The organism is Myxococcota bacterium (assembly GCA_041389495.1).
In the GTDB taxonomy this organism is placed as follows: domain Bacteria; phylum Myxococcota_A; class UBA9160; order UBA9160; family UBA4427; genus JAWKRT01.
This window is the reverse complement of the sequence record JAWKRT010000002.1, coordinates 795840-812906: the sequence shown is the minus strand read 5'-3', so window position 1 is coordinate 812906 and position 17067 is coordinate 795840. Positions and strand designations below refer to the sequence as shown.

General features: G+C 74.1%; 13 protein-coding genes. 8 read left to right on the top strand and 5 right to left on the bottom strand.

Going from position 1 to position 17067, the window contains the following annotated elements; translation table 11 throughout:
- The first annotated feature begins 98 nt into the window (after nt 1-98).
- Entirely contained in the window at nt 99-1367 is a 1269-nt protein-coding gene (locus tag R3E88_14315) for an alpha/beta hydrolase (protein MEZ4217655.1), read from the top strand.
- On the opposite strand, the gene R3E88_14310 is transcribed toward R3E88_14315, so the two are convergent.
- Nucleotides 1312-2745 carry a wax ester/triacylglycerol synthase family O-acyltransferase gene (locus tag R3E88_14310; GenBank protein MEZ4217654.1) on the bottom strand — a complete coding sequence of 478 codons (1434 nt, stop codon included), beginning with the start codon at nt 2743-2745 and terminating at the stop codon, nt 1312-1314. The two genes, R3E88_14315 and R3E88_14310, sit on opposite strands and share 56 nt — an antisense overlap.
- A 343-nt stretch (nt 2746-3088) precedes the next feature.
- Here R3E88_14310 and R3E88_14305 point away from each other — a divergent pair, with 343 nt between their 5' ends.
- Nucleotides 3089-4495 (top strand): alpha/beta hydrolase family protein, encoded by a 1407-nt coding sequence (locus R3E88_14305; protein MEZ4217653.1) that lies wholly within the window; start codon nt 3089-3091, stop codon nt 4493-4495.
- On the opposite strand, the gene R3E88_14300 is transcribed toward R3E88_14305, so the two are convergent.
- Both R3E88_14300 and R3E88_14295 read right to left on the bottom strand, forming a co-directional pair.
- Nucleotides 4404-5840 (bottom strand): M48 family metallopeptidase, encoded by a 1437-nt coding sequence (locus R3E88_14300; GenBank protein ID MEZ4217652.1) that lies wholly within the window; start codon nt 5838-5840, stop codon nt 4404-4406. The genes R3E88_14305 and R3E88_14300 overlap by 92 nt on opposite strands.
- A gap of 127 nt (nt 5841-5967) precedes the next feature.
- A complete protein-coding gene (locus R3E88_14295) occupies nt 5968-6783 on the bottom strand; it encodes an SDR family oxidoreductase (GenBank protein ID MEZ4217651.1) in 816 nt (271 codons plus the stop codon).
- Nucleotides 6784-7125: 342 nt separating this feature from the next.
- On the opposite strand from R3E88_14295, the gene R3E88_14290 reads away from it, so the two are divergent.
- From R3E88_14290 to R3E88_14270, 5 genes are all read left to right on the top strand, one after another.
- Nucleotides 7126-8880: an amidohydrolase family protein gene (locus R3E88_14290; protein MEZ4217650.1), complete on the top strand. Its 1755-nt coding sequence runs from the start codon at nt 7126-7128 to the stop codon at nt 8878-8880.
- Nucleotides 8877-10334 carry an aldehyde dehydrogenase family protein gene (locus tag R3E88_14285; protein MEZ4217649.1) on the top strand — a complete coding sequence of 486 codons (1458 nt, stop codon included), beginning with the start codon at nt 8877-8879 and terminating at the stop codon, nt 10332-10334. Before R3E88_14290 ends, R3E88_14285 begins: the two co-directional genes overlap by 4 nt.
- A gap of 76 nt (nt 10335-10410) precedes the next feature.
- Nucleotides 10411-11529, top strand: coding sequence for a Zn-dependent alcohol dehydrogenase (locus R3E88_14280; protein MEZ4217648.1), 1119 nt, complete (start codon nt 10411-10413; stop codon nt 11527-11529).
- Nucleotide 11530: 1 nt separating this feature from the next.
- The gene (locus R3E88_14275; protein MEZ4217647.1) at nt 11531-12679 is read left to right on the top strand and encodes a phosphotransferase family protein; all 1149 of its coding nucleotides are present in this window, start codon (nt 11531-11533) and stop codon (nt 12677-12679) included.
- Entirely contained in the window at nt 12676-13833 is a 1158-nt protein-coding gene (locus R3E88_14270) for a hypothetical protein (protein ID MEZ4217646.1), read from the top strand. The genes R3E88_14275 and R3E88_14270 overlap by 4 nt, the downstream gene beginning before the upstream one ends.
- 30 nt (nt 13834-13863) lie before the next feature.
- On the opposite strand, the gene R3E88_14265 is transcribed toward R3E88_14270, so the two are convergent.
- Nucleotides 13864-14754 (bottom strand): TIGR03619 family F420-dependent LLM class oxidoreductase, encoded by an 891-nt coding sequence (locus R3E88_14265; protein MEZ4217645.1) that lies wholly within the window; start codon nt 14752-14754, stop codon nt 13864-13866.
- A gap of 162 nt (nt 14755-14916) precedes the next feature.
- Here R3E88_14265 and R3E88_14260 point away from each other — a divergent pair, with 162 nt between their 5' ends.
- Entirely contained in the window at nt 14917-16107 is a 1191-nt protein-coding gene (locus R3E88_14260) for a cytochrome P450 (GenBank protein ID MEZ4217644.1), read from the top strand.
- A gap of 49 nt (nt 16108-16156) precedes the next feature.
- Here R3E88_14260 and R3E88_14255 read toward each other — a convergent pair whose 3' ends face one another.
- Nucleotides 16157-16966, bottom strand: a complete 810-nt coding sequence (locus R3E88_14255) for an enoyl-CoA hydratase (protein ID MEZ4217643.1) — start codon at nt 16964-16966, stop codon at nt 16157-16159.
- Between the last annotated feature and the right edge of the window lie 101 nt (nt 16967-17067).

The window sequence follows — 17067 nt, the reverse complement described above, 5'->3', positions numbered from 1 at the left end:
CGTGAAGAGCGCGGGCCGGGCGCGCGCGGCGGAAAACGCGAAGCGGGGCCGAGCGCGCCGCCGCGCGAGCGCCGTTCCGAGGCTAGTATCGCGCCCCGATGGGCGGCCTTCGCATCCTCGCGCTCCCGATCCTGCAGCTCGGCCACTTCGTGTCGGAGGCGTGGACGGCGGCGCGCGGAGAGACGCCGCACGCCGAGGTCCCGCCGCTCGACGCCTCACTCGCCGCCATCGGCGAGGCCGTCCTCGACCGCAGCTTCACGCTCGGCGTGAACCTCCTCACCGGTGTCCCGAACCCCACCGAGGTGCGCGCCGCGCACGAGGCGCTCGACCGCGCGGCGCGCGTCGTCGAATCGCGCGGCTGGCTCGGCGACCCGCGCTCCTTCTACCGCACGCCGCCGCGCGTCGAGACGTGGGACGAGAAGGAAGGCCGCGCGTGGGCGCAGGGGCGCTTCCTCCGCTACCGCGAGCTCTCGTTCGAGAGCGAGTACCGCGCGCACCCCGCCCTCCCGCACGCAGATCGCTGGGCCGCGTACACGCACAACCAGCGCACCTACGCCTACGTGCTCGAGCACGAGGGCGAGTCCGATCGACCGTGGGTCGTCGGCGTGCACGGGTTCGGGATGGGGAGCCCCGTCGTCAACTTCGCGGGCTTCAACGTGCGCAGGCTGCACCACGAGCTCGGCCTGAACGTCCTGCTGCCCGTGCTGCCGCTGCACGGCCCGCGCGGTGGCGCGCACATGAGCGGCTCCGAGCTGCTCACGCCCGACTTCGTGAACCTCGTCTACGTGTTCTCGCAGGCGGTGTGGGACATCCGACGCCTGCTCGGCTGGGTGCGCGACCGCGGCGCGGATCGCATCGCGCTGTGGGGTGTCTCGCTCGGCGGCTACACGTCGGCGCTCGTGTCGGCGTTCGAGGCGGACCTCGACTGCGTGATCGCCGGCATCCCGCCGAGCGACTTCCCCAACGTCGCGCGCGACAACCAGCCCTGGGTGCTGCGCGGCTACGAGCGCGAGCTCGCCATCGACTGGCACAACGTGCGGAAGATGACGCACATGGTGTCGCCGCTCGCGCTCGATCCGGTCGTGCCGCGCGAGAAGCGCTTCGTCTACGCCGGCATCGCCGACCGCGTCGTGCGCCCCGACCAGGCGCGCGCGCTGTGGCGCCACTGGGGCCGGCCCGAGATGCTCTGGTACTCGGGCGGCCACGTCGCGAGCCAGTGGAAGGGCGAGGTGATGACCTTCATCGAGTCCGCGCTCGCGAAGTCGGGCGTCGTCCACGGCGGGCCCGCCGGACGGCGGGCCAAGGCGCGCGTCAGGCGCCGCCCTGGATCGCGCGCAGCCGCGGGCCGGGCTGCTGACTCGCACTGACGAGGTCCGACAGCGCGCGCTCGAACGCCTTGCCCAGCTGGTCGACGTCGGGCACGACGTCGGAATCGGCGTTCAGCCCGATGCACATCTTGCCCTCGTAGCTCATCGCGGACACGGCGACGGCCTGCTCGCCGCGCAGCGGCGCCGCCGCATACGTCTCGAGCAGGCGCGCCCCCATGAAGTAGAGCGGCTCCTGCGAGCCCGGCACGTTGATCAGCGACGTGTGCACGGGTGCGTAGTTGGACAGCGAGCGCGCGGCGAGCGCGACGAGCCGCGAGCCCGACCAGCGCGCGACCGAGAACAGCGTGCGCGCGCCCATCGCCGGATGCGCGGCGAACTGGTCGCGCGTCTGCGTGCGCACGACGTCGACGACGCGCAGCGGGTCGGCCTCCCAGATCGGCAGCTCGACGACCCACTCGGCGATCTCGTCGCGGCCCGCGTCGGCCGGCTGCTGCACGGGGGTCGCGACGCGCAGGTCGAGCGACGCGGGGTGCACGAGCCGCTCCTGGAAGAAGCGGCGGAGCGCGCACGAGAGCACGGCGAGCATCACGTCGTGCACGGTGCAGTCGAGCGCGCGGTGCGCGTCGAGGATCGGCGCGAGCGGGAGCACGAGCGTGTGGACGCGGCGGTGCGGGCCGATGCGCCCGTTGATCGGCGTCGTGCGCGGCGGGATCACCGAGTAGCCGAGCAGCCGCGCCGCGCCCTCCATGCGGCGCTGCACGTCGTGGCGGAGCGCATCGCGGTCGGCGGCGAGGCGGCGCATGCGCTCGAGCGCCTTGAGCGGAAGCCGGAAGCGGCGCACGACCTCGTCGCGCACGAGCTCGACGCCCGACGGAGCCGGACGCGGCGTGAACTCGGGCGCGTGATCGAACGGCTCGTCCGGGTCCGGCGACAGCAGCGCCTGGAACAGGTCGGCGCCCGAGTCGTCCTCGATCATGCAGTTGTGGACCTTGCCGATCAGCGCGAAGCGGTCGCGGTCGAGCCCTTCCACGACCCAGCACTCCCACATCGGGCGGGATCGGTGCAGGCGCGACGCCATGAGGCGCGATGCGAGCCGGCGCAGCTGCCGCTCCATCCCGGGGTGCGGCAGCGCCGTGTGGCGGACGTGGTAGTCGAGCCGGAACTCCGCGTCGTCGACCCAGCACGGGTGGTCCTCGTAGGGCACCCACTTGAGGCGCTGGCGGAAGCGCGGCGCCAGGTGCAGGCGCGCCTCGATGCCGCGCGAGACCTGCTCGACGTCGATCGCGCGCTCGGCGCGGGCGAGCGGCCCGCGCTCGAAGATCATGATGCTGAGCGCGTGCGCGAAGTGGCGAGAGTCCTCGACCATCAGGTGCGACGCGCTCTCGGTCGTGAGCCGCTCGTAGTGGTACCGGGTCATCGCGTGCGCGCGCTCCTCGCCGTGCGGGCCCGTGCGAGCCGACGGACCGGCGCGCGCAGGCTAGGTCAGAAGCGGCGACGCGTCCGCCGCCCGGCGCCGCCGAGGCCATGCGCGACGCCGCCCCCGGCGCGCGCGCCCGCCGGTGCGACATCGGGTCGCACGCGGCCCGCTCGGGCCGCGCGCCACCGGTCGCCGAGCGCGAGCGTCCCGCGCGGACGCGAATCCCGCCCCGCGACGCGCCCACCCTCGGCCCGCCGTGTGCGAAGCTCCGCGTCCGGAGCGGCGTGCCGCGCCGGAGAGCCGGCGCGGCGAGCGCGCGCCGCCGACGCGAGGAGCAGGCCCCGTGGGCGAACGACGCACCGGACGCGACGAGCGCGCGTCCTGGCTCCGCTGGCTTCCCGAGCTTCGCGCTCTCGACCTGCGCCCGGACCTCGCCGCGCTCGCGCGCCTCGGCGACCTCCGCCGCCTGTCGTCGCTCGGCGGTCTCGGCGACGGCGCCGGGGTCGCGCGCTGGCTCGACGAGTGGAACCGCCTCGTCGCGCACCCGGGCGGCATCGACGTCCCGATCGCGCCGCCCCACCCGCTCGTCGCCGCGAAGCTCGTCGCCGACGAGGCCTACCTGCTCGCGCGCGCACCGCTCGTCAGCTCGCTCGGCCCGGCCGTCGACTTCGTCGGCGCCGAGGCCGAGATCGCGGCCGCGCTCGAGCTGTTCGCGCGGCGCGGCTGGCTCGACGACCCGCGCTCCTTCCACCGGCACACGGCCGGCGATGCGGGCTCGCCGCCTCCGGCCGCGCCGCGCGCGCGGCGCGAGTGGTCCGCCGTCGGGCGCTTCGACCACCTGCGCTTCGTGAGCGGCTATGCGCCCGATCCCGACGTCCCCGGCCGCGCGCGCTGGCTCGCCCAGCGCGCGAACCGCGAGGCGCACGCGTGGGCCGTGCGCAGCGCGAGCGACACCCGCCGCTGGCTCGTCTGCATCCCGGGCTGGGGGATGGGCTCGCCGTCGCTCGACCTCTCCGCGTTCGCCGCCGACGCGCTGCACGCCGCCCACGGGCTGAACGTGCTGCTCTACGTGCCGCCGCTCCACGGCCCGCGGCGGGCGGGCTGGCGCAGCGGCGACGGGCTCTTCGACGCGAGCCCGCTCGCCTTCGTGCACGCGTCGGCCCAGGCGGTGTGGGAGCTGCGACGCCTCGTCGCGTGGCTGCGCGCGGAGGGCGCCGAGCGCGTCGGCGTCTTCGGGCTCTCGCTCGGGGCGTCGTTCGCCGCGCTGCTCGCGAGCGTCGAGCCCGGCCTCGACTGCGTCGTCGCGGGCATGCCGGCGACGGACGTCGCTCCTCGTTATGCGAGCTACTGCGACGGCGTCGCCCGCAAGACGGGCGAGGCGCCGTCGGACGTGCGCGCGCGCGCCGAGCGGCTGCTGCGCGTCGCGGCGCCGACGGCGGTCGCGCCGCTCGTGCCGCGCGAGCGCCGCTACGTGTTCGCGGGCGTCGTCGATCGCGTCGTGCGTCCGGCCGACGTGCTCGCACTGTGGCGGCACTGGGAGCGCCCGCGCATCGCGTGGTATCCGGGCGGGCACGTCTCCTACGCGACCGAGCCGAAGGTGCGCGCGCTGCTCGCGCGCGCCTGGGACGAAGCGGGCCTCGCCCGTCCCGCGCGGCGCGCTAGAGGTTCTCGAGCTTCCACTCGGCGCAGTGCTGCAGGAGCCGCTGCCGGCTCGACGGCTCGAGCGCCTCGAAGCCGTCGGTCTCCTTGAACGCGCCGCAGGCGTACTCTTCGCGGCCGACGAACCACGTCGGGTCGTCGCCCCCCGCATCGTCGCCGCCCGGCTCTGCCGCGCCGCCCGCGAGGGCGCCGAGCATCTCCGCGAGCCCCGGCGACGGCGCCGCGGGCGGAGCGTCGCTGCAGATGGCGCCGGCGAACGCGTCGGCGACGTCGGTCTCGCACTCCCATCCGATCCGGTCGCCGTCCATGTAGGGCGTGAGCACGACGGTGCGACCGCCGGCATTCTCGATCGTGCGCAGCTCCATCACGATCGTCGCGCCCTCGATGCGGACCGACTCGACCGCGGCGTTCGCCGCGTCGGCGGGCAGGCCCATGTCGGGCAGCGAGGCCGGCACGTGGCCGCGCTCGAGGATGAACGCGCCGGCCGCTCGCTCGACCTCGCGCCGCATCTCGGCAGCGGGCGCGAGCTCCGACGCGGCGCGGAAGCGCAGGTAGTTCGGCATCGCGATCGCGGCGACGACGCCGACGATCGCGACGCTCATCATCGCGCCGGCGGCGCCTCCCGCCGCGCCGCCCATGCGCGGGACGAAGGCGGCCATCAGCCACGCGAGCGGATGGCGGCGCGGGAACGACGGCGCGTGCCGCGTCGCCGCCGCGCGCAGGTGCCGCATGCGCTTCGTGAGCCACGGGTAGTCGCCCGTCAGCTCGTGGAACGACATCCAGAACCCGCCGGTCGCATCGGACTGGTCGGCGAAGGCGTCGAGGTCGAGCGCGTTCGATCCGTGTCGGCCCGCCGCGAGCACCGCGAGGCCGTAGGCCGCGTCCTCGGGGTCGGCGCAGCACGCGAGCCCGTGCAGGTCGCACGTGTACTCGCGCGCGCGGGAGTAGGCGGTGCCGATCAGCGGGAGGATGCGCCCCGGCGCGAGGAACCAGGCCCAGGCGAGGTGGCCGCGGCGGATGTGGCCGAGCTCGTGACCGATGTAGAAGTCGAGCGCGTCGGGCCGGTCGGTCAGCGCCTCGAGCACGTCGCTGAAGAGCACGACGTAGTGGCGGCGCAGGAAGCGGGTCGCGAGTGCGTTCAGCAGGCCGTGCGCGTTGAGCACGTACGCGACGGGGACGCGCTCCATGCCGAGCTCGGCGCAGCAGCGCTCGAGGCGGTCGTGGAGGTCGGGGAGCTGCGCGGGCGAGACCTCGACGCCCGTCCCGCGCACGTACGAGATGAAGCCCGACTGCGCGAACAGGTAGCCGACGAGCACGAACGGCGCGTAGACGAGCGCGATCCCGAGCGTGCCGACGACGAGCGCCGTCCAGACGAGCGCCGAGACCGCGACGACGATGGCGAAGAGCGCCTTCTCCTTCGGATAGACGAGCTGCACGACTTCCCCCTCCCGAGGCCTCCGGTGGACCCCGGGGTCCTTCGGCCGCCGGCGCCATCCTTGTTAGGGCGGCGCGCGCGGGAGAGGGCGGAGCGCCGGAATCCGGCGCGCCGGACCGACGGGGAAGTCACACGCAGTCGGCCGCGCCTCCGTCGATCCGCAGGTCGGCCCCGTTCACGTAGTCGGCGTGCGGACTGCAGAGGAAGGCCACGAGGTGGCCGACGTCCTCGACCGTGCCGATCCGCCCGCTCGCGAGGCTCGGCGCGGGCAGGAAGGTGGCCGCCGCGACGCGCGCCAGCGCCGGGAGGTCGCCTTCGGCGACGCGCTCGCCCGCGCGCTCGGCGCGCGCCCGCAGCGACGCGACGACCTCGTCGGTCGCGAGGATTCCGGGGCTCACGACGTTCGCCGTCACGCCGGTTCCGGCGAGCTCCTTCGCGAGCCCGACGGCCATGTTCGCGAGCGCGGCCTTCGCGGCGTAGTAGCCCGGCATCTGCGCGCGCGGACGGCGGCTCCCGACGGTCCCGACGAAGACGACGCGGCCCCAGCCGCGCGCGCGCATCGCCGGCACGAGGAGCCGCACCATGCGCGCGCCCGACAGCACGTTCGTCTCCCACATCGCCGTCCAGTCGTCGCTCGCGCCGTCGAGCCAGCCGCGCCCCTCGGCGCGCCCGTAGTTGTTGACGAGGATGTCGAGGCCGCCGCGCTCGCCGACCGCGCCGGCCACGGCCTCGGCGCCCGCATCGGTGCGGACGTCGCCGGCGACGGCGCTCGCGCGGCCGCCCGCCGACGCGATCTCGCTCGCGACCGCCTCCGCCTGCCCGGGCTCGAGTCCGTGGACGAGCACGTGCGCGCCCTCGCGCGCGAGCACGCGCGCGATGCCGGCGCCCGTGCCGCGCCAGCTCCCCGTCACGAGGGCCGTCCTGCCGCGAAGTCCGAGATCCACGCCGATTCCTCCCCCTCGCGCCGGCGCGCGCGCCCGCGCCCGACGGGCGCCGCCCGCCGGGCGACCCGCGGCGCCGAGCCCGCGCGCATTGTTAGTCGATGGCGCGGCGGCCGCGGTCGCCGGCCGGTGCGCGCCGCCCGCACGCCGAACCCGCACGCCGAACCCGCGCGCCGAACCCGCACGCTGCGAGCGATCTTGTCACGTTCTCGCCGCGGGGAGTAAGCTCGGCGTCCCGCGAGGAGCCCCGTGTCCCGACCTCCCGATCGCGCCGCGCCGAACGCGCCCGAGCCCGGCCCCGCTCCGGGATCGGGCGAGGGCCGCCTCGACACGCTCTTCGCGCGCGTGCGCCTCGTCGACGGCACGGGCTCTCCCGCGCGCGACGCCGACGTCGGCGTGCGCGACGGGCGCATCGCGCGCATCGCGGCACCGGGCGGGCTCGCCGCGGACGCCGCGCGCGTCGTCGACGGCGACGGGCTCGTGCTCGCGCCGGGCTTCGTCGATCCGCACACGCACTACGACGCACAGCTCCTGTGGGACCCGCTCGCGACGCCGTCGTCGCTCCACGGCGTCACGACCGTCGTCGGCGGCAACTGCGGCTTCACGATCGCGCCGCTCGCCGGCGACGACGACGCCGACTACCTGCGGCGCATGCTCGCGAAGGTCGAGGGCATGCCGCTCGCCGCGCTCGAGCAGGGCCTCGCCTGGGACTGGCGCGGCTTCGGCGACTACCTCGCGCGCTTCGAGGGACGCATCGCCGTGAACGCCGCGTTCCTCGTCGGGCACTGCGCGCTGCGCCGCGCGGTGATGCGCGAGCGCGCCGTCGGGAACGCCGCGACGCCGTCCGAGATCGACGCGATGGTGGCGCTGCTGCACGCGTCCATCGAGGCCGGCGGGCTCGGCTTCTCGACCTCGCTCTCGTTCACGCACACCGACGGCGAGGGACGCCCCGTGCCGTCGCGCTGGGCCGAGCGCGACGAGGTGCTCGCGCTCTGCCGCGCGCTTCGCGACCACGAGGGCACGACGCTCGAGTGGATCGTCGACGGCTGCCTGAAGGGCTTCACGGACGAGGAGATCGAGCTCGCGACGGAGATGGCGCTCGCCGCGGGACGGCCGGCGAACTGGAACGTGCTGACGGTGGACGCGCAGAGCGCGGAGCGCGTCGCGCGGCAGGTCGAGCTGTCCGAGCGCGCGGCCGAGCGCGGCGCGCGCATCGTCGCGCTCACGATGCCGACGATCGCGGGCATGTGCGCGAGCTTCGGAACGCACAGCGCGCTGCACTCGATCCCGGGCTGGGCGCCGGTGATGCAGCTTCCCGTTCCCGAGCGCATCGCGAAGCTGCGCGACGCCGACGTGCGGCGCGAGCTCGACGCGCGCGCGCGCAGCAAGGAGGCCGGCGTCTTCGCGGGCCTCGCGCGCTGGGGCGACTACCGCATCGGGACGACCTTCGCCGAGGCGAACGCGGGGCTCGAGGGCCGCCGCATCGTCGACGTCGCGCGCGAGCGCGGCGCATCGGCGTTCGACGCGCTGCTCGACGTCGTCGTGGCGGACGGGCTGCGCACCGTGCTGTGGCCCTCGCAGCCGGGCGAGGACGATGCGAGCTGGGCGCTGCGCGCGCGCACGTGGGAGCACCCGTACGTGATGCTCGGCGGCTCCGACGCCGGCGCGCACCTCGACCGCATGTGCGGCTCGAGCTACCCGACCGCGTTCCTGCGCGACGTCCTGCGCGGGCGGCGCCTCGTCCCGCTCGAGCGCGCGGTCGCGATGATGTCGGGCGAGCCGGCCGAGCTGTTCGGCCTGCGCGACCGCGGCCTCGTGCGCGAGGGCTTCGTCGCCGACCTCGTGCTCTTCGACCCCGAACGCGTCGACGCCGCCGAGCCCGCGTTCCGCGACGACCTCCCGGGCGCGAGCCGCCGCCTCACGGCCGACGCGATCGGCGTGCGCGGCGTGTGGGTGGGCGGCGTGCGCACGCTCGAGGACGGGAGTCCGACGGGCGCCCTGCCCGGCCGCGTGCTGCGGCCGGGCGCCGACACGCGCACCGCATCGCTCGCACCGCCGCCGCGCGCATCGGCCGCCCCTGCTTCCGGAGCGCGCGCGTGAGCGACGCCGCGTACACGCTGCGGATCGCAGGCGCGCGCGAGCCGGGCGCGCGCGGCACCTACGACGTCGTCGATCCGGCGACCGAGGAGCTCGTCGGTCGCGCGCCCGAGGGCTCGGCGGCTCAGGCCGAACGCGCGGCCGCCGCCGCGCGCGACGCCTTCGAGCCCTGGTCGCGGACCGAGCCCGCCGCGCGCGCCGCGCTCCTCGCGCGCGCGGCCGAGCTGCTGCGCGCGCGCGCCGAGTCGCTCGTCCCGCTCGTCATCGCCGAGACGGGGTGCACGGAGGCCGTCGCGCGGCAGATGCAGATCCCGGTCGCGATCGCGCGCTTCGAGGACTACGCGCGCCGCGCGCTGCACTCGCACGTGCTCCCGCTCGCACCGCAGGAGATGCCCGCGACGCCGCTCGCGCCCGGCGGCGTCGTCAACGCGATCGCGCGGCGACAGCCCGTCGGCGTCGTCGCCTGCATCACGCCGTACAACTTCCCGATCACGAACATGGCGGGCAAGCTCGGGCCCGCGCTCGCGATGGGGAACACGGTCGTCGTGAAGCCCGCACCGCAGGATCCGCTCGGCGTGCTCCGGCTCGTCGAGCTGCTCGGCGAGGCGGGCTTCCCGGACGGCGTCGTGAACGTCGTGACGGGCTCGACGCCCGAGACGGGCGAGGCGCTCGTCGCGTCGCCCGACGTCGACATGGTGAGCTTCACGGGGAGCACGTCGGTCGGCACGCGCATCGCCGAGACGGGCGCGCGCACGCTGAAGCGCATGCTGCTCGAGCTCGGCGGCAAGGGCGCGGCGCTCGTGCTCGACGACGCCGACGTCGCGAACGCGGTGCGCATGATCGGCTCGACGTTCACGTTCCACAGCGGGCAGATCTGCACGGCGCCGACGCGCGCGATCGTGCACCGCAGCCGCTTCGACGAGGTGGTCGCCGGGCTCGCCGCGCTGGCGGCGGGCCTTCCCGTCGGCGTCCCGACCGACCCGAAGACCGTGGTCGGCCCGGTGATCTCGGCCGCGCAGCGCGACCGGATCGAGGCGTGGATCGCGACGGCGCGCGAGGACGGCGGCGACGTCGTCGCCGGCGGCGAGCGGCCGGCGCTCGCGCGCGGCTTCTTCGCGGCGCCGACGCTCGTCACCGGCCCGCCCTCGATGCGGATCGCGCGCGAGGAGGTGTTCGGCCCGGTGGTCGTCGCGATCCCGTGCGACGACGACGACGAGGCGATCGCGATCGCGAACGCGACGGAGTACGGTCTCTACGACTACGTGTTCTCGCGCGACGCGGCGCGCGCGATGGCGATCTCGCGCCGCCTCCGCTCGGGCAACGTCGGCCTCGACACCACGCAGCGCAACCACGAGGCGCCGTTCGGCGGAACGAAGCGCAGCGGCGTCGGTCGCGACGGCGGCGAGTTCGGGCTGCACGCGTACAGCGAGCTGCAGAGCGTGGTGTGGGCGAGCTGAGCGAACGAAGACGCCCCACTCCGCGAACGGAACGACTTCACCCGCCCGGCCGCACCGCCGGCACACAGGAGACCCCATGACGTCCGCGACGACCATGCGCGCCGCCCTGCTCGAAGAGCATCAGAAGCCCCTGTCCATCGCGGACGACATCGCCGTCGAGAGCCCGGGAACGGGCGAGGTCGTCGTGAAGGTGTCGAACTGCGGCATCTGCCACTCCGATCTCACGATGGTCGACACGCCCGGCGGCGCGCAGGTCCCCGTCGTCCTCGGGCACGAGGCGGCGGGCGTCGTCGAGGAGGTCGGCCCGGGCGTCACGCGCCTCGCGAAGGGCGACAAGGTGATGCTGACGCCGCTGCCGCCGTGCGGGCACTGCTACTACTGCGTGCGCCAGCAGCCGACGCTGTGCGTCGACGCGCAGGGCTTCATGACGGGAACGCGCCCGGACGGCACGTCGCCGCTGTCGCGCGGCGGGAAGACGGTCTACCGCGGCTTCGGCGTGGGCGGCTTCGGCGCCTACACGGTCGTGCACCAGAACAGCGCCGTGAAGGTGCCCGACGACACGCCGCTCGAGATCGCGTGCGTGATCGGCTGTGCCGTGCAGACGGGCGTCGGCGCCGTGCTCAACACCGCGAAGGTCGAGGAAGGCGCGACCGTGCTGGTCACCGGCCTCGGCGGCATCGGCATCTCGATCGTCCAGGGCGCCCGGCTCGCGGGCGCGTCGCGCATCATCGTGTCCGACCCGGTGGCCGAGCGCCGCGACCACGCGGCGAACTTCGGCGCGACGGACGTGCTCGACCCGACGCAGGACGACGTCGTCGCGCGCGCGAAGGAGATCACGGGCGGCATCGGCGTCGACTACGGCTTCGACGGCGCGGGGTCGGCGAGGCTCGTGCAGGACTGCATCAACGCCTGCCGCATCGGCGGGACGACGGTGATGGTCGGCGCGCCGATGGAGATGATGCTCGAGATCCCGATCCCCGCGCTCTTCCTCACGCACGAGAAGAAGCTCACGGGCTCGCTGCTCGGCTCGTGCCACAGCCACCGCGACGTGCCGCGCTTCCTCGCGCTCTGGCGCAAGGGCGCGCTCGATCTCGAGGGCATGATCAGCCAGCGCCGGCCGCTCGCCGAGATCAACAAGGGCTTCGACGACATGCGCGCGGGCCGCGGCATCCGCACCGTGCTGAGCCTCGGCTGACGTGGCGGCGGACGAGCGCGCACCCTCGATCGACGAGATCACGAGCGTCGAGCGGTCGACGCTCGACCGGGAGGAGGCGCGCGCGCGGCTCGAGCGGTGGCTCGCCGGGCGGCTCGGCGCGGGCGCGTCCGTCGAGATCCCCGCGTTGTCGAGCCCGTCGGGCTCGGGCATGTCGAGCGACACGCTGCTGTTCGACGCGCGCGTGCGCACGGACGCGGGCGAGGAGACGCTGTCGCTCGTGGCGCGCCTCGCGCCGCAGCACCGCGACGTGCCCGTGTTCCCGTCCTACGACCTCGCCGCGCAGTTCCGGCTGCTCGGGCTCGTCGCCGCGCAGGGCGGCGTGCCCGTGCCGCGCGTGCGCTGGCTCGAGACCGACGCCGCGCACCTCGGCGCGCCCTTCCTCGCGATGGACCGCGTCGAGGGGCGCGTGCCGTCCGACGTCCCGCCCTACGTGTTCGCGGGCTTCGTGCTCGAGGCGTCGGACGCCGAGCGCGCGACGCTCGAGCGCTCGACGGTCGAGGCGATGGCCGCGCTGCACGCGATCGACGCGGAGCGCGCGGACGCGGGCTTCCTCGCCTTTCCCGTGAAGGGCGACACGCCGCTCGAGCGCCACGTGGAGAACCAGCGCGACTACTATGCGTGGGTCGTCGCCGACGGCGTGCGCCACCCGCTGCTCGAGCGCACGTTCGCGTGGCTCGACGCGCACTGGCCCGCGCACGAGAGCGAGCCCGTCATCAGCTGGGGCGACTCGCGCATCGGCAACGTGATCTACCGCGGCTTCGAGCCGGCGGCGCTCCTCGACTGGGAGATGGCGGGGCTCGGCCCGCGCGAGCTCGACCTCGGCTGGCTGTGCTTCATGCACGCCTTCTTCCAGGACATCGCGGTCGCGGTGGGGATGACGGGGCTGCCCGACTTCCTCCGCCTGCCGAATGCCGCCGCCGCCTACGAACGCGCGAGTGGTCGCACGCCGCGCGACCTCGTCTGGTACTACGTCTACGCCGCGCTGCGACACGGCATCGTCATGTCGCGCATCCAGCGGCGCATGATCGCGTTCGGCCAGTCGCAGTGGACGGACGACCCCGACTCCGTGATCCCCCATCGGCCGGCGCTCGAACGCCTGCTCGACGGCAGCTGGAGCCCGCTCACGTGAACAACCCGATCGGCGACATCCTCCCCGAGGACGAGCAGTTCATCCACCAGACGACCGAGACGTTCGCGACGCCGGCCGTGAGCGACCCGGCGTGGACCGAGAAGGTCTGCGCGATGGCGATGGCGCGCGACGGCGGGCTGCAGATCGGCTTCGGCCTCGGCAAGTACACGAACCGCAACGTCATGGACGCGTACGCGGCGGTGTCGCGCGGCGCCGAGCAGTGGACGGTGCGCGCGAGCCGCGCGCTCGCGCCGAAGCCGACGACGATGTCGATCGGCCCGATCCACTACGAGGTGGTCGAGCCGCTGCGCAAGGTGCGCTTCCGGCTCGAGCGCAACGACACGCTGCCGATCGCGTTCGACTGGCAGTTCGAAGCCGTGCTGCCCTGCTTCCCCGAGGACCGCACGCTCCAGCGCGCCGCCTACCGCATCTCCTCCGAGCTCGTCCGCTACCACCAGACCGGCGTCGCCTCGGGCTGGATCGAGGTCGACGGCGAGCGCACGGAGATGGACGCGTCGAGCTGGGTGTCGACGCGCGACCACTCGTGGGGCGTGCGGTACGACGTGGGCACGCCGCCGACCGACGTCGAGCCGCGGCCGGGCATCCCGCCGGGCGTCGGCTTCATGATGATCTGGTGTCCCGTGCTCATGCGCACGAGCCAGGGCGAGCCGTACGGCCTGCACCTGCACTTCACGTGGTTCAAGGGGCTCGGCTTCGAGCAGCGCATGACGACGGCGCGCATCGAGCACCCGGACGGGCGCGAGGAGACGATCGCCGACATCGCGCCCGAGCTGCGCTTCGACCCGCGCAACCGGCGCCTGCTCGGCGGTCGGCTGCGCTGCACGATGGCCGACGGGAGCGCGCGCCCGCTCGAGATCCGCGTGCTCGGCGACACGGGCGTGCACCTCGGCGCGGGGCTCTACTTCGGCTTCGACGGCCACCACCACGGCGAGTGGCGCGGCGCGCTCCACGTCGACGGCGAGCACATCGCCGACTGCACGACGCCCGAGCAGGCGCGCCGCCTCCACCAGATCCGCGACACGTGCGTCGAGGTCGTCGACCCGACGGTCGGCGGCACGGGCGTCGGCAACTGCCAGCCGATCGCGTCGGGCCCGTGGCCCGAGCTCGGCCTCGACGACGAGAGCTGGATGTAGCGCGTCGCGCCGGCGGGCCGGCGCCGCGCCTCACATCTTCGCGATCACGGATTCCGCGAAGCGCTCGATGCCGGCGCGCAGCGTGTCGAGCGGCGCGCCCTTCGCGATGTCCTTGTAGTCGATCGCGCGGTCGCCGAAGAGCCACGGCGTCGTCACCAGGTGCGTGACGCCCGCGTCCTCCATGCGCTTGAAGCCGTCGATGTCGAAGGCGTCGAGGCACGCCGTGTAGACGGTGAGCGGGTGCCCCTCGCGGCCGTGGTGCTTCTGGCGCTCGCGGATGAAGGCGAGCCCGTCGCGCACCTGGTCGACCGTGAGGTACGCGGGCGCCCAGCCGTCGCCGATGCGCGCCGTGCGCTCCATCGCGGCCTTCGAGATGCCGCCCACGACGATCGGGATCGGGCCCTTCATGCCCGGGCTCATCGCGAGCTTCGGGAAGTCGTAGAACTCGCCGTGGTGCTCGACGAGGCCGCCCGTCCAGAGCTTCTTCATCACCTCGACCATCTCGTCGGCGCGCGCGCCGCGGCGCGCGAACGAGTGGCCGAGGATCTCGAACTCGTCGCTCATCCAGCCGAGCCCGAGGCCGAGGCTCACGCGGTAGTGCGAGAGCAGCGCGGCCGTGCCGAGCGCCTTCGCGACCGTGAACGGGTCGCGCATCGGCAGCACGTAGACGCTCTGGATGAACTCGAGGCGCTTCGTGACCGCGGCCATCGCCGCCGTCGCGACCCACACGTCGGGCCACGGCGCGGAGTGGTCCCACATGCGCGAGCCGTCGGCGTTGTACGGATACTTCGCCTCGATCACGTCCGGGTTGACGACGTGGTCCGAGAGACCGAAGGCGTCCCACCCGCAGGCCTCCGCGAGCTGCGCGAGCTCGACGTAGTACTCCGGGTTCACGAACGACATCATGCTGCAGAACTTCACGGGGCGGCTCCTCGTCGACGGGCCTGCGGCGGCCGGCCCGGGAGCATACCCGCGCGCGCGGGGCGGAGGGGGTCCGTCGCGCCCCGATCGCTGGTAGAGTGCCGCCGCCCCGCCCGTACGCAGGGCGGGACCACCCCTGCACATGGAGCCCCGAAGACCCCGATGGTCGCCTACCACCCGTTCGACGAGACGATCTGGGACGATCCGTTCCCCGTCTACAAGCAGCTGCGCGACGAGGCGCCCGCCTACTATCTCGAGGAGTTCGACTGCTGGTTCATCTCGCGCTTCGAGGACGTCTGGAAGCTCGAGACCGACCAGCGCAACTTCACGTCGCAGCAGGGCACGACCACCACGCACCTGCTCACGCACCAGACGCCGAGCGCGCCGAACCTCACGTACTACGACGGGCGCGAGCACACGAAGGTGCGCTCGTACTTCAACCCGTTCTTCCTGCCCGCGTACCTGAAGCGCCTCGAGCCGCGCATCCGCGACTTCGCGCGCGACGCCGTCGACGCCGTCGTCGAGAAGGGCCGCGCCGACGCCGTGCACGACCTCGGCGGCCCCGTCGCCGTCCGCACCGCGTGCTCGCTGCTCGGCATCCCGCTCGAGGACGCCAACATGGTGATGGACTGGGTGAACGGCTTCTTCCACCGCGAGCCCGGCACGCGCGGCACCACGGCCATCGGACTCAAGAACCAGAAGGAGCTCGGGCTCTACCTGTTCGACCTCGCGCGCCGGGCCGAGAAGCAGGGCGCGCCCGAGGACACCGTGCTCGAGAAGCTCCTCCGCGAGGACCTGCTCGAGCGCAAGCAGGACGCGAAGGACATCGCGATCCACCTGAACATGATGATCATCGGGGGCACCGAGACGTTCCCGAAGATCCTCTCGGCGACGCTGTGCCGGCTCTGGGAGAACCCCGACCAGCGCGCGCGCTGCGCGGCCGACCCCGAGCTGCTGCCGCACGCGTTCCACGAGGCGCTCCGCTACGACATGCCGACGCACATGCTCGGCCGCACGATCGCGACGGGCTTCGAGCTGCACGGCCAGAAGCTCGAGGCGGGCTCGGCGATCATGTTCCTGTGGGGCTCGGCGAACCGCGACGAGCGCGAGTTCCCCGACCCGGACCGCTTCGACGTCGACCGGCGCGCGCCGCGCATCCTGTCGTTCGGCGCCGGCCAGCACATGTGCCTCGGACACCACGTCGCGAAGTTCGAGGGCCGCGCGCTGCTCGAGGAGGTGATGCGCCGCATCCCCGACTACGAGGTCGACCGCGGCGGCATCGAGCGCATCCAGTCGGAGTTCTTCCGCGGCTTCTGGAAGATGCCCGTCACGTTCGCGCCGGGCGCTCGTTAGGCCGCACGCCTGCGGCCCGCGGCCGCGCGCTTCGCGCGCGGCCGCGGGCTCAGTCCCGGAACGCGGGCGGGCGCTTCTCCTTGCGCGCCCGCACCGCCTCCTCGAAGTTCTGGGTCGTGAGCCGGATGTAGAGCTGCGTGTGGCTCTCGAGCTCGACGGCGGCCGCCAGGCTCCCCGTCTCGAGCCCGGCCCACATCATGCGCTTCGTGAGCTGCACGCCGTGCGTGCTCCAGCCGTTGATCCGGTCCGCCATGTCGAGCGCGGCGTCGAGCAGCTCCGCGTCGGGCACCGTCCGCGACACGAGCCCGATGCGCTCGGCCTCGCGCGCGTCGACGTCGCGCCCCGAGAGCATGATCTCGAACGCACGCGACGTGCCGATCGCGCGCGGCAGCAGGAACGAGAGCCCGAGCTCCGTCGCCGTGAGCCCGTTGTTGATGCCCGCCGCGCGGAAGTAGGCGGACTCGCCCGCGATGCGCACGTCGGCCCCGAGCGTGAGGCACATGCCCCCGCCGATCGCCGCGCCGTTGATCGCCGCGATCACCGGCTGGGGCATGCGCCGCAGCGCGGGCACGAGATCCGCGAGGATCGTCATCGAGCGCGTCGCGATGCGCGTGAGCGTCATGCCGGCGATGTTGGGCGGCGGCTCGCCGCCCTGCGTGTCCGCGCCCGAGCAGAAGCCGCGCCCCGTGCCCGTGAGCACGACGCAGTGGCAGTCGTTGTCGGCGGCGACCTCCTCGATCGCCTCGTGCAGCGGCACCATCTGCTCGAACGACATCGAGTTCATGCGCTCGGGCCGGTCCATCACGATGACGGTCGTGTGCGGCCGGGGCTTCTCGATGCGGATGTAGCGACGACTCACGGGGTCCTCCTGCGCCGCGCCCGGGGCGGCGGCGGCGCATTGTGCGTCGCGCGCGCGGCGCGTGACAACGGGCGGGCGCGACGCGCGATCCGATCGCGGCC